Source organism: Plantibacter sp. CFBP 13570, from assembly GCF_014841395.1.
Classification (GTDB): Bacteria; Actinomycetota; Actinomycetes; order Actinomycetales; family Microbacteriaceae; genus Plantibacter; species Plantibacter auratus.
Genome location: NZ_JACYTW010000046.1, coordinates 1 through 12,699 on the forward strand (window position 1 = coordinate 1; position 12,699 = coordinate 12,699).

General features: G+C 68.6%; 13 protein-coding genes. 4 read left to right on the forward strand and 9 right to left on the reverse strand.

The window, feature by feature from the left end:
* Positions 1 to 12: 12 nt before the first annotated feature.
* The 3 genes from serA to IFT89_RS14525 form a co-directional block, all read right to left on the reverse strand.
* Positions 13 to 1,605, reverse strand: coding sequence for a phosphoglycerate dehydrogenase (gene serA / locus IFT89_RS14515; protein WP_071260923.1), 1,593 nt, complete (start codon positions 1,603 to 1,605; stop codon positions 13 to 15).
* Between the two features lie 115 nt (positions 1,606 to 1,720).
* Positions 1,721 to 2,092: a bacitracin resistance protein gene (locus tag IFT89_RS14520; protein WP_202939324.1), complete on the reverse strand. Its 372-nt coding sequence runs from the start codon at positions 2,090 to 2,092 to the stop codon at positions 1,721 to 1,723.
* A gap of 5 nt (positions 2,093 to 2,097) precedes the next feature.
* The gene (locus tag IFT89_RS14525) at positions 2,098 to 2,646 is read right to left on the reverse strand and encodes a hypothetical protein (protein ID WP_191941323.1); all 549 of its coding nucleotides are present in this window, start codon (positions 2,644 to 2,646) and stop codon (positions 2,098 to 2,100) included.
* A gap of 71 nt (positions 2,647 to 2,717) precedes the next feature.
* Between IFT89_RS14525 and IFT89_RS20355 the strand changes: the two genes are divergently transcribed.
* Complete coding sequence (locus IFT89_RS20355; protein WP_307783525.1) at positions 2,718 to 3,104, forward strand: DoxX family protein; 387 nt, start codon at positions 2,718 to 2,720, stop codon at positions 3,102 to 3,104.
* Positions 3,105 to 3,149: 45 nt separating this feature from the next.
* Here the strand turns inward: IFT89_RS20355 and IFT89_RS14535 are convergent, their stop codons facing one another.
* The 6 genes from IFT89_RS14535 to IFT89_RS14560 form a co-directional block, all read right to left on the reverse strand.
* Positions 3,150 to 3,905 carry a copper homeostasis protein CutC gene (locus IFT89_RS14535; RefSeq protein ID WP_191940841.1) on the reverse strand — a complete coding sequence of 252 codons (756 nt, stop codon included), beginning with the start codon at positions 3,903 to 3,905 and terminating at the stop codon, positions 3,150 to 3,152.
* A gap of 53 nt (positions 3,906 to 3,958) precedes the next feature.
* Positions 3,959 to 4,870, reverse strand: a complete 912-nt coding sequence (locus IFT89_RS14540) for a carbohydrate ABC transporter permease (protein ID WP_079705611.1) — start codon at positions 4,868 to 4,870, stop codon at positions 3,959 to 3,961.
* The gene (locus IFT89_RS14545) at positions 4,867 to 5,871 is read right to left on the reverse strand and encodes a carbohydrate ABC transporter permease (protein ID WP_079705610.1); all 1,005 of its coding nucleotides are present in this window, start codon (positions 5,869 to 5,871) and stop codon (positions 4,867 to 4,869) included. The genes IFT89_RS14540 and IFT89_RS14545 overlap by 4 nt, the downstream gene beginning before the upstream one ends.
* Positions 5,868 to 7,274 carry an N-acetylglucosamine/diacetylchitobiose ABC transporter substrate-binding protein gene (ngcE, locus tag IFT89_RS14550; protein ID WP_079705609.1) on the reverse strand — a complete coding sequence of 469 codons (1,407 nt, stop codon included), beginning with the start codon at positions 7,272 to 7,274 and terminating at the stop codon, positions 5,868 to 5,870. Before ngcE ends, IFT89_RS14545 begins: the two co-directional genes overlap by 4 nt.
* A 95-nt stretch (positions 7,275 to 7,369) precedes the next feature.
* Positions 7,370 to 8,149, reverse strand: coding sequence for a sugar isomerase domain-containing protein (locus tag IFT89_RS14555; RefSeq protein ID WP_192018160.1), 780 nt, complete (start codon positions 8,147 to 8,149; stop codon positions 7,370 to 7,372).
* A 10-nt stretch (positions 8,150 to 8,159) separates the two neighbouring features.
* On the reverse strand, positions 8,160 to 9,107 hold the full coding sequence (locus IFT89_RS14560) for a MurR/RpiR family transcriptional regulator (protein ID WP_079002196.1): 948 nt from the start codon (positions 9,105 to 9,107) through the stop codon (positions 8,160 to 8,162).
* Between the two features lie 93 nt (positions 9,108 to 9,200).
* Here IFT89_RS14560 and IFT89_RS14565 point away from each other — a divergent pair, with 93 nt between their 5' ends.
* From IFT89_RS14565 to IFT89_RS14575, 3 genes are all read left to right on the forward strand, one after another.
* Positions 9,201 to 10,226, forward strand: a complete 1,026-nt coding sequence (locus IFT89_RS14565) for an N-acetylglucosamine kinase (RefSeq protein ID WP_192018161.1) — start codon at positions 9,201 to 9,203, stop codon at positions 10,224 to 10,226.
* The gene (locus IFT89_RS20835; protein WP_202939325.1) at positions 10,223 to 11,224 is read left to right on the forward strand and encodes a Gfo/Idh/MocA family protein; all 1,002 of its coding nucleotides are present in this window, start codon (positions 10,223 to 10,225) and stop codon (positions 11,222 to 11,224) included. Before IFT89_RS14565 ends, IFT89_RS20835 begins: the two co-directional genes overlap by 4 nt.
* A 124-nt stretch (positions 11,225 to 11,348) precedes the next feature.
* A complete protein-coding gene (locus tag IFT89_RS14575) occupies positions 11,349 to 12,671 on the forward strand; it encodes an alpha-L-fucosidase (RefSeq protein ID WP_307783526.1) in 1,323 nt (440 codons plus the stop codon).
* Positions 12,672 to 12,699 lie beyond the last annotated feature (28 nt).

Consider the following 12,699-nt stretch of genomic DNA (forward strand, 5'->3'; position numbering starts at 1 on the left):
GCAGCGGTCGGGCTACTGCTCGGTGATGTCGATCTCGCGGAGCAGTGTCGCGTCGATCGTCTCGCGGATGACCTCGAGGACGTCGTCGGCGACCGGTGAGTCGACCGTCAGGACGCTGAGCGCCGGGCCACCGGCCTCGTGACGGGCGATCTGCATGCCCGCGATGTTGATGCCCGCCTCGCCGAACCGCTGGCCGTAGACGGCAACGATGCCGGGTCGGTCGGTGTAGACCATCACGATGTGGTGCTTCGCGAACGGCACCTCGACGTCGTAGCCGTTGATCTCGACGATCTTCTCGGTCTGCTTCGTGCCCGTCAGCGTGCCCGACACCGAGATCTGCGATCCGTCGCTGAGGGCTCCGCGCAGCGTGATGACGTTGCGGTACTCCTCGCTCACCTCGTCGGTGAGCAGGCGCGTGACGACACCGCGCTGCTCGGCGAGCAGCGGGGCGTTCACGTACGAGACCGTCTCGCTGACGATGTTCGTGAAGATCCCCTTCAGCGCGGCCAGCTTCAAGACGCTGACGTCGTACCCGCTCAGCTCGCCGTGGACCTCGACGTCGACGCTCGTGAGCGACGAGGTCGACAGCGCGGCGAACACCTGCCCGAGCTTCTCGACGAGCGGGATGCCGGGACGGACGTAGGGGTCGATCACGCCGCCGGCGACGTTGACCGCGTCCGGGACGAGTTCGCCGCCGAGCGCGAGGCGCACGGACTTGGCGACCGAGACGCCGGCCTTCTCCTGTGCCTCATCCGTGGACGCACCGAGGTGCGGCGTCACGATGACGTTCTCGAGCCCGAGCAGCTTCGTGTCGGTGGGCGGCTCGCTGACGAAGACGTCGAGGCCGGCACCGGCGATGACGTTGTTGGACAGCGCCTCGTACAGCGCGTCCTCGTCGATCAGGCCGCCGCGGGCGACGTTGACGACGTAGGCCGTCGGCTTCATGAGCGCGAACTGCGGGCCGGCGATCATGCCCGTCGTCTCCGGCGTCTTCGGCATGTGGATGGTGATGAAGTCGGACTGCGCCAGCAGCTCGTCGAGCGTGACCAGCTGCACCCCGAGCTGCTGCGCACGAGCGGACGTGATGTAGGGGTCGTACGCGATGACGTTCGTGCCGAACGCCTGCAGACGGGCCGTGATGAGGGCACCGATACGGCCGAGGCCGATGATGCCGATGGTCTTCTCATAGAGCTCGGTACCGGTGTACTTGGACCGCTTCCACTGCCCCTGGGCGAGCGCGGCGTGCGCGGCGGGGATGTGGCGGGCGAGGCTCAGGATGTGGCCGACGGTGAGCTCGGCCGCGGAGATGATGTTCGACGTGGGTGCGTTGACGACCATGACCCCGGCCGTCGTGGCGGCCTTGATGTCGACGTTGTCGAGACCGACACCCGCGCGCGCGACGACCTTCAACCGGGTGGCCGCCTGGATGGCCTCCTCGTCGACCTTGGTCGCGGATCGGACCAGGATGGCGTCGGCGTCGGCGATCGCCGCGAGCAGAGCCGGGCGGTCCGTCCCGTCGACGGAGCGCACGTCGAAATCGGGCCCGAGGGCGTCGACGGTTGCTGGTGAGAGTTCTTCGGCGATCAGTACGACCGGTTTCGACACGGAACGGTTCCTTCGCAGTAGCAGTGGGGTGGGCAGCGCGTCGGTGTCCGGCGGCCATCGCAAGCCTATCGGAGGCGCACCGGGCGGTTCGTCGTGTGACGATGCGGCGGCAGGGTCAGACGGAGAGGTCGATCAGCTGCTGCGCGCCGAACATCGCGAGGACCGACAGCGAGATCGCCGCGACGACGCACAGGGCGACGAGGTAGCGCACGGCCTGCTCGCCGAGCGACCGCTCGCGACCGGTCCAGAAGGCGATCGCGAAGGCCACGACCGGCAGGAGCAGGCCGCCGATGAGGACGACCCAGCCGAGCGGCAGGACCGGCACGGCGAGGCCGTTCGCCGTCCCGACGATGCCGACGAGGTTGCCGACGGCTTCGAAGACGTCGTAGGCGAAGAACAGGCCGAACAGGACGGCGATGGACCAGCTGAGCCAGCCGGGTCGATCGGCGGCGGGTTTCGACACGGGGTCCGCGGTGATGGAGGGCATCAGGGTCACACTCCTCGGAGGAACGGCCAGGGCAGGATGAGCACGACACCGAGCAGGAGCATCGCGATCCTGACGACGGGTCTGCCGCCACGGGTCAACCAGAGCGTCGCGGCCATCCACACGGGTCCCGCGGCGACCGCGAGTCCCTGTCCGAGATCGAACATGAACCGGCCGACCGCGTCGCTCGGCACGGCCGCGTCAGGACGGAACGCCGAGATCAGCCAACCGACGCTGTACAGCAGGAAGACCCCGCCGAAGATACCGAGCGTGACGAGCATGACCGAACTCATCTGCTCGCGCTCACCGGCGGCAGCCTCGTCCGTGACCCTGTCGGTCGGCTTCGCGACGTCGACCTCGACAGGAGGGGCGACCGGTTCCGCACTCGGACCGGCCGACTCAGAGGCCGGCGGGACCGCCGCGGTCGCCCGACCACGTGTGATCGGCTCCGGCGATGCGGGCTCGAACGTGGTCCGGTCGCCGGAAGCCGAGGCGTCGAGCGTCGGATCGTCGTCGCCCGCCCAGCTCAGCGCGTCTTCGTCCCGCGGCTCAGTCATACCGCCAGCCTATCGCCGCCGGGCCGACCACCGAGTGCGGCGATCCGGACGCGACGGAGCAGAATTGCCTGGTGAACCCGTTCCCGCTCCTGCAGTCCGTCCTGACCGTCGTCCTCGCGATCATGTTCATCGGCATGGGAGTCCTCCACTTCCTCCCGGGACCGGCGAGGACGATGGCCGCGATGATCCCGGGACCCCTGCGGAGCAGCACCATCACACCGCGGATGCTCGTCGTCTTCACCGGTGTGTGCGAGATCGCGGGCGGCGTCGGCCTGCTCGTCCCACCCACCAGGCTCGCCGCAGTGGTCTGCCTGATCGTGTTCCTCGTCGCGGTGTTCCCGGCGAACGCCGCCGCCGCGCGCCAGCCCGAGCGGTTCGGTCGCCTCGCCGTGCCGTTCGTCCCACGACTGATCGGTCAGCTCGTGCTGATCCTCGCCCTCGTCATCGTGGCGCTCTGATCGCTCGCCCGGATCGATCGACGATCCCCTCGATGCCGGCGGATCTCAGACGGCGACGGCAGCACGCCTGGCCGCGGCCACCGCGCGAGCGACGGTCGTCGCGTCCGTGATGTCGTAGCTCGGCGACCCTCCACCGGGGCCGGTCTCGGTGACCCGGCCGGCACGACGACGGGCGGAGAGGTGCACCGCGTCGACACCCGCCCGCGCGAGGGCGGGGATCGCATCGATCGTGACGCCGCCACCGGCCATGATCTGCATCGAGCTGTCGCCCCTCGAGGCCATCTGCGCGAGCTTCTCGGCACCGTCGATGCTCGCCCGCGCACCGCCGGAGGTCAACAGACGGTCCACACCGGCGTCGCGCAGCTGGTCGGCGGACCGGACGGGGTCGGTCGTCGCGTCGACGGCCCGATGGAACGTCACCGCGAGCGAGCCGGCAGCCTGACGCAGCTGCGCCAGCGCCTCCAGATCGATCGTGCGGTCGGACCGGAGGGCGCCGACGACGATGCCCGCAGCACCAGCGGCCTCGAGCGCGAGGATGTCGCCGGACATGACGTCGATCTCCGGGGGCGAGTAGACGAAACCGCCCTCTCGCGGACGCACGAGGACGTGCACGAAGTCGCTGAGCCCGGCTTCGTCCGCAGCACGGACCGCCGCCATGACCAGTCCGATGGAGGGGGTGAGCCCACCGGTGCCGAGGGCCTGGCACAACTCGACCCGCTGGGCTCCCTCGCGGATGGCGATGCGGACCCCCTCCACGTCCTGGACGGCGATCTCGACGGCGATTGGCGACTGGAGGCTCATTGGACCCATTGTTCCAGTGATCCGCTCGAGCCGAGGACGCGCACGCCGCTGCGCTACTTGTCCGTGCCCTGCGACACCGAACCCTGCAGCTGACGCTGGAAGATCAGGTACACGATGAGCACGGGGACCACGGTGATCACGGACGCCGCGAAGAGCGCGCCGAAGTCCACCGAGTATCCGGCCTGGGCGGCGAACGACGCCATACCCTGCGTCAGGACGTAGTTCTGCGGGTTCGAATTGAGCGCCACCGGCAGGAGGAACTGGTTCCAGAGCCCCACGAAGTTGAGGATCGCGACGGTCGCGAGCCCGGGCCTCGCCATGGGCAGCATCACCTGGAAGAAGGTCCGCCACTCCCCTGCTCCGTCGATCGCGGCCGCCTCCGCGATGGAGACCGGCAGCGACTTGAAGAACGAGAACAGGAAGAACACCGTGAACGGGAAGGCGAACGCCGCGTACGTGAGGATGAGTCCCGGGAGCGAGTTGAGCAACCCGAGGCTCTGCAGCACGAAGAACAACGGCACGATCGCGAGGAACACGGGGAACGTGAGACCGGCGAGCATCAGGTAGTAGATGGCCCGGCTCCCGAAGAAGCGGAACCGCGCCAGCACGTACGCACACATCGAGCCGAACAGCATGGTCACGATGAGGGCGCCGAACACCACCACGATCGAGTTCAGGAAGAAGCTCCCGATACCGGCCGTCGTCCACGCGTTCACGTAGTTGTCGAAGTTCCATTTCGACGGCAGCGAGAACGGTGAGGCGAAGATCTCGGAGCTCGTCTTGAACGACGACATGACCGTCCAGAGCAGCGGGACGACGACCACGATCGACCAGATGATGAGCACCGTGTGCGATGCCGTCCCGACGACGCGGTCGCCCGTGGTCGGCTTGCGGCTGGCCGGTGTACGCGTGCCGGTTCCGACGACCGCCGGGTTCGCGGTCGTCGCCGTGGTCTGGACGGTCATTCCGCCACCCCTTCATCGTTGCCGCCGGTGAGTCGGCTGACCAGGAAGACGACGCCTGCGAACATCAGGGTGACGAGCGCGAGCACGACTCCCATCGCACAGGCGTAGCCGAACTGGCCCTTGGTGAACGCCGTCGTGAAGAGCTGCTGCGACATCACGAGCGTCGTGTTGGACGGGCCGCCGCCGGGATTCAACGCGGCCATGTACACGAACGCGTCGAGGGCGAGGATGCCCATGTAGATGTACGCCGTCTGGATGTTGTCGCGGATCAGCGGGATCGTGATCGTGAGCGCGGTCCGCAGGCGACCCGCGCCGTCGATCCGTGCCGCCTCGTACACCTCGGCCGGCACGCCCTTGATCGCCGCGATGAAGAGCACCGTGTAGAACCCGATGAGTCCCCAGACGATGACGAACATGGTCGCGATCATCGCCGTGTCCGGTGAACCGAGCCAGGCGAAGGAGGTGAACTGGTCGAGCCCGATGCCGGTCAGGAAGCCGTTCAGCAGCCCGGACGACGGGTCGTAGATCTGCTTCCAGATGAGGCCGATGACGATGGCCGGCACGACGTACGGGAAGAAGGTGATCACGCGGTACACACTCGAGTTGCGGAGGCCGCGGATCGGACCGTTGCTCGGCCCGCCGATCGTGATGAGGGAGGCGAAGAGGAACGCGATCCCGAGGGTCACGAGCGGCAGGACGATCGCGAGCGCGACGCTGTTGCCCATGGACTGGAGGAAGGTCTGGTCCTGGAAGAGCTTCGTGTAGTTCGAGAACCCGACGAAGTCCATGCCCGGGGAGAACCCGGACCAGTTCGTCAACGAGTAGTACGCCGCCTGCGCGAACGGCGAGACCACGAAGACGACGTACCCCACCACCGGCACGATCAGGAAGACCAGGAAGAACGAGACCCGGTCGAACGTGAAGTCCCGGCGGCGCAACCGCCGGGCGGCGGGAGGGGTAGCCCCTCCCACCTTCCCGATCGGCGTGCCGACCGCCGTCATTTGACGGTGACCTTGTCCACGGAGTCGTCGTTGCGGACCTTGTCGGAGATGTCCTGCATGCCCTTGGTGAGCGTGGCGACGTCGGAACCACCCTGCAGGAACGTGTTCCAGAGGACGAGGAGGTCCGTGTTGAGCCCGTACAGGTCGATGAAGCTCCACGAGAACACGTCGGTGCCCGCGTCGTTCAACATCTTCACCTGGGACACGAGCGCCGTCGAGCCGAAGCCGTCCTCGGGGATCGTGTCCTTGACGATCGTCGAGGAGAAGGTCGTCTTGGCGAAGTTCACCGCGGCGTCGTTCGACAGCATCGCCCGCAGGAACTCCTTGCCACCGCCGACGTTCTTGCCCTGCGACGGGACGATGAACCCTTCACCCGCGGTGCTGTGCAGCGCCGAGTACGGCAGGGCGGAGTCGGCGGAGACCGTCGGCTCGGGCGCGCCGGTCATCTTGAAGCCGTCCTTCGTCTGGGTCTTCATCTCGTTCTCGATCCAGCCACCCGAGGGGTAGAGGATGAAGTCCTCCGAGTTGCTCCACTGCGCCTGCGCAGCGGTGAACTGCGTTCCGGCGCCACCGGGCTTGACGTACCCGGCGTCGATGATCGCCTTGAGACCCTTGAGCACGTCCTGGACGGCCGGCTTCGACCAGCAGTCCGCCTCGAGGTTCTCGAGCGCCAGACGGACCTCGTCGCCGCCCTCCTTGATCGCGGACGCGATCGCCATCGTCAGGTAGTAGGTGGCCGCCTCGGTGCCCCAACCGAACAGGTACTTGCCCTGCGCCTTGGCCTTCGCACCGAGATCGAGTGCCTCGGCCCAGGTCTTCGGGGGCGTCCAGCCGTTCGCCTCGAAGAGCGCCGCCGAGTACCAGACCGCGTAGACCGTCAGCACGTAGTTCAGCTGCACGAACTTGCCGTCGAAGGTGCCCGGCTCGACGACACCCGGGTACAGGGTGTCCTTGATGACCTTGCCCTCGTAGTTCTTCGCCTCGATGACGTCCGTCAGGTCGGCGAGCTGCTCGCGGATGGTGTTGATGCCGATGAGGCCGGCGCCGCTGTTGTCGATGACGTCCGGCGGGTTGCCTGCGACGAACCGCGGCTGGAGCGTCTGCGCGATGTTCGTCGCGGCAGTGACCTTGACGGTCGAGCCCGCCTGCTGCTTCTCGACGAGCTTCCCGGCGAACTCGGTGTACTCGATGCCGTACCCGCCCTTGAAGATGACGGCGTCGACCGTCGAGTTGGCGGCCATGCCGAACGGGTTGTCGGCCGAGACCGGTCCGCCGGTGGTGGTCGCCCCGCCTCCGCCGCCGACACAGGACGCGAGCGTCCCGCCCAGCGGGAGGAGGATCGCGGTCGCGAGTGCTCCTCGCAGGAAATCGCGGCGTTGGAGCGTTGCTGGCTGCTTGTCCATCGGTCTACCTTCCAGTGATTCGAGTGTTGCCCGGGTGTGGTGCTGTCGGGGTGGTGTTGTCGGGTGTGTGGTGCGGGTGGTGCGACGCCTCGGGTTCAGGCGTCACGTCTGATCCGGCCCCGGTAGCGGTCCTCGAGCACACTGTTGTGCTCGTCGCCGCCCGGGATGTTGGCCGAGATGTAGAGCGGTGGGGTCTCGCCGGTTGCCGCGATCCTCGCCGCGACGCCGATGGTGAGGAGCTGCGCGAGGTAGGCCGCCGTGATCGAGGACACCGCGCCGACCGGGACGCCGTCCTGGACCTCGATGGTCGCGTCGCCGAACGGAGCACGGTTGTCGAGCACCACGTCGGCCACCTCGGAGAGCCGCAGCCCGCTCGGGTGCTTCGGCTCGACGCGCGAGGTGTGCTCGAGCGAGGTCACGGCGATGACGGGGTGGCCGTGCTCCTTGGCGATCAGGGCGAGTCCCACGATCGACCCGTTGACACCGGAGTTCGACGCGATGATGAACACGTCGCCCTCCCCCACCGGGGAGATCGCGAAGAGTTCCGCCGCGACGTCGCCGCTGCGCTCCAGCGCGGCACCACCGAGGTCGTCGACGGACCGTCCACCGCGGAGGACGACGTCCCGCAGGGCGATCTTGTTCGTCGGGATCAATCCACCGGCGCGGCCGGCGATCTCCATCGCGAACGCCTCCGAGTGGCCGGTACCGAACGCCTGGATGACCGCTCCGCGCTCGAGGGCCGCGACCAGCAGGTCGATCGCGGGGTCGAGTTCGCCGGACCGTGCCGCCTGGGTGATGTCCGCGAGGCGCGAGGTGACCTCGTCGGTGTAGCGATCGACGTGATCGGTCCAGGTCGTGGTGGATGTGGTGCTCATTCGGTTCCTCTCAGACGCCCACGGGCGAGGCGGTCTCGGACAGGGCTCCGGCCTTGGTCGGTCGGCGGTGTGGGGCGACCGCGAGGGCGGAGGCCGCGAGGCGCTTGGTCGTGCGCTCGAAGTTCTGCTGCGCGACGAACAGGTACAACAGGTCCAGGACGAACAGCTGACCGTGCTTGGCGGAGAGGTCGTCGGGCTGCAGGAACCGCTCATGGGCCGAGGTGATGATGGCCAGCGTCGACGCGGCGACGAGCGGGGAGTCCGGGTTGTTGCTGATCGCCACGGTGAGCGCGCCCGCGCGACCCGCCTGGCGGAGCATCTGGATGGTCTCCTCGGTGCGCCCGGTGTTGCTGATCCCCAGGGCGACCGAGTCCGGGCCCTGGATCGCCGCGCTCGTGAGGCCCGCGTGGACCTCCGACCAGGCGTGCGTGCTGATGCCGATGCGGTACAGCCTGGCCTGCATCTCGTCGGCGAGCATCGCGCTGCCGCCGACACCGTAGATGTCGACGTTCCGGCTGCGCGCGATGGCTGCGGCGATCTCGAGCATGACCTCGAGGTCGATCACATCGGCGGTCTCGCGCAGCGTCCGGGTGTGCGCGTTGAGCAGGGTGCTCAGGACGTCCGGAGCCGAGTCGTCGGGGCCGAACGCCCGGCCGATGTCGGTCTGCCAGGAGTCGCGAGCGGTGCTGCGACCGAAGTCCTTGGCGAGGTCGACCCGGAACGGCGCGTAGCCCGTGTATCCGATGATCCGGCAGAAGCGGGTGATGGTCGCCGCTGAGACGCCCGAATCGGCTGCGAGCTCACCGATCGTGAGGGTGAGGGGCGCGTCGGGGTTCTCCAACAGGTAGTCCGCGATACGCAGCATGACCCCGGACATCTCCGGCATCCGCGACCGAATCCGGTTGGTCACGCCGGTGGCGTGCTCGACCGGTGGGTCGGTGCGGATGGAAACAGTCATGGAAATTCCTTTTCTCCTTCGTTGGAGTGACGCGAAACTGATTCTTACAGTACGTTGTGGCCCACGGCAACATGTTTCGAGATGATGACGATGATGAAAACAACTCTGGCGGTCGACGCCGGCGGCACCTCGTCCCGCGCGGTGCTCGTGGACGCCTCAGGACGTCGCCTCGGTTCCGGGCGCGCGGGCGGCGGGAATCCGACGTCGTCCGGTGTGGACAGCGCTGCCACGCAGATCGCGCTTGCGGCTCGTGCCGCACTCGACCAGGCCAGGACGACGTCGTCCATACCGCCCCTCCCGTCCGGGGCGCTCGTGGTGATCACACAGGCGGGGCAGGTGTCCGACGCCTACCGCCGCGCCCTGGACGCGCACCTCGTACCGCTCGGACTCGGACCGGTCGTGATCGAACCGGATCTGCTCGGCATGTACGGCTCCGGCTCGGCGTCGCCGGACGGCGTCGTGCTCGTCGCGGGGACCGGGAGCGTCGCGGGACGGATCAGGGACCGTCTCGTCGTCCGGGAGGTCGGCGGTGCCGGCTGGCTCCTCGGCGATGGCGGCTCCGGGTTCTGGATCGCTCGGCGCGTGATCCGCGCGGTCGCCGCCGACCTCGACGGCATCGGACCCCGCACGGGACTCACCCCGCTGCTCTCCCAGGCGGTCGGGTTCACGCCGGACCCGTCTTCATCCGGTGACGCGGACCACCGCCGGTCCCCGGTACTCGACACACTCATCCGCTCGGTGAACGACGGTCCCCCCATCGCCATCGCCCGCCTGGCGCCGCTCGCCTTCCAAGCCGCGGACGACGAGGTCGCGCGGTCCATCCTCGACGCTGCCGTCGACCGCTTGGCGCTCCTCGTGGAACGGGTGCTGGCTCCGGATTCGGACCACAGAGAGAGCACGCTCGTCGTCGGCGGCAGCGTGCTCGTCGATGGACTCCTCCCCTCCGTCCCCTCAGCCGCGGAGCGCCTGTCGTCGGCTGCCGCCGGTGCCCGACTCGTCCCGGTCGCCGACGGCCTCGTCGGAGCCGCCGCCCTGGGCATCAGGATGCTGGGCGGGGACGTCGACGACGCGACCCTCAGCCGCCTGCGCGAGGACCTGGCTGCTGGGGCGACGCGGTGACGGCGGACCGGATCGCCGTCATCGGCACCGGTGCCATGGGACTGGCGCACGTCCGCGCGCTCGCCGGACTCGGTGCGGCGGACCGGATCGCCTACCTGTGCTCGGCCCGGTGGCCGAGAGCCATGCCGGAGGCACCGGCCGCACGACTCACCACCTCGGTCGACGAGGTGCTCCTGGATGCCTCCGTGGGGATCGTCGTCATCTGCACGCCGACCGACACCCATCGGGACCTCGCCGTCAGGGCACTCCGTGTCGGCAAGCACGTCCTGCTGGAGAAGCCGATCGCCCTGACGCTCGCCGACGCCCACGCGATCCTGCGGGCCGCCGACGAGTCCGGCCGGACCTTCATGGTCGCGCACGTCGTCAGGTTCTTCGGCGGGTACGAGGCGATCGACGATGCGGTGCGCGACGGCGCCGTCGGCACACCGCTCGCCGTCACGGCCGAACGGCTGAGCTCCCCCGCCGCCCCGTCACCGTGGTGGCAGGACGAGCGACGATCCGGCGGCCCCCTCGTCGACTTCGCGATCCACGACTTCGACCAGCTGAACCAGCTCCTCGGTCAGCCGCGATCCGTGTCAGCACGACGCACCGGGACCGGTCGCCCTATCGAGACGACGGTCGACTACGCCGACGGCGGCATCGGGCGCGTCCTCACCTCCATGGAGCTCCCGCCGGCCTTCGGATTCAGCTCGGCCATCGAGGTGCTGGGCAGCACCGGGCTCATCGCCCACCGATTCGTCGGTGCGTCCCCGACCCACGCACCGCCGCTCTCGGTCGACGCCCTCGGGACGGCCGCCGCGCACGGTCCCTACGACCTCGACGAGACCGACCCCTACCGACGACAGATGGCCTCATTCCTCGACTGCGTGGAGCGAGACGTCCAACCGTTCCGAGTGACCGGCCGGAGCGCCCTCGCGGCCCTGACGGTCGCGTTGGCGGCGAAGGCATCGCTGGACACCGGCATGCCCGTGCAGGTCTCCGAACCACACGACGCCTGAACCGTCGACGCGCAGCGGGCCCGTCGTCCTGACCACGCCGGTCCACCGGACAGTAGACATCCGACCTTTCGTGTTAGCCTGCCCCCGCACCACCGTGAACCCACTCGACGATCGAAGGGCCGCCGTGACCGAGACCACCATCCCCCGACCCGACACCGCCTGGTTCGACGAGGCGAGATTCGGATTGTTCCTGCACTGGGGCCTTTATGCCCTCCCCGCACGCCATGAGTGGGTGCAGACGCGGGAACACCTCTCGGCCGAGCACTACGATCGCTACCGCGAGCACTTCGACCCCGATCGGTTCGACCCCCGTGCCTGGGCCAGGCAGGCCAAGGCGGCCGGCTTCCGGTACGCGGTCCTCACGACGAAGCACCACGACGGATTCTGCCTGTGGGACTCGGCACTCACCGACTTCACGTCCATGCACACGCCCGCCGGCCGCGACCTCGTGGCGGAGTTCGTGGAGGCCTTCCGCGCCGAGGGGCTCCGGATCGGCTTCTACCACTCGCTCATCGACTGGCATCACCCCGACTTCACGGTCGACGGCATCCACCCGCGACGCGACGACCCCGAGGCGCTCGCAGCGAACGCGGACCGTGACTGGTCCCGCTACCGGGACTACCTGCACGGCCAGGTGCGCGAGCTGCTCACCGGTTACGGACCGATCGACTACCTCTTCTTCGACTTCAGCTACTCGCAGGGCATCGAAGGTCTGCCGGGCAAGGGCGCCGCCGACTGGGGCTCCGAGGAACTCGTCGAGATGATCCGCGGGCTGCAGCCGGAGATCCTGATCAACGACCGCCTCGAACTCCCGGGCGACGTCACCACCCCGGAGCAGTACCAGCCCGTGGTGACACCGGGCGACTCCGACGGCGAACCCCTCCGGTGGGAGGCCTGCCAGACCTTGAACGGCAGCTGGGGGTACGACCGCGACAACCTCGACTACAAGTCGCCGGAGCTGCTCCTGCGGATGCTCATCGATTCGGTCTCGAAGAACGGCAACATGCTGCTGAACATCGGACCGACCGCGCGCGGGACGATCGATCCGCGCGCGATCGAACGACTCGAGGTCCTCGCCGACTGGTTCGCGCTCCACGAGCGGGCGATCCGAGGATGCGGCCCGTCGGAGTTCAGCAGTCCGACCGACGTCCGATACACGCAACGCGGCGACCGGCTGTACGTGCACGTCTTCGCCTGGCCGTTCGTGCACCTGCACCTGCCCGGTCTCGGCGGCCGGGTGCGCTACGCGCAGCTGTTGTCGGACGGCTCCGAGGTGCCGTTCCAGGTGCATCGCCCCGAGCACGATCTGCCGAACCAGCACACCCAGCCGAAGGGACTCGGTCCCGACACGGTGACCCTGCACCTGCCGATCGGTGAACCCGACACCCCGATCCCGGTCATCGAGATCTTCCTCGAGCCGGGCACGACCCCAGCAGCGACGGCCTGAGGCTCCCGCAGACGACGGAACGCCCGCC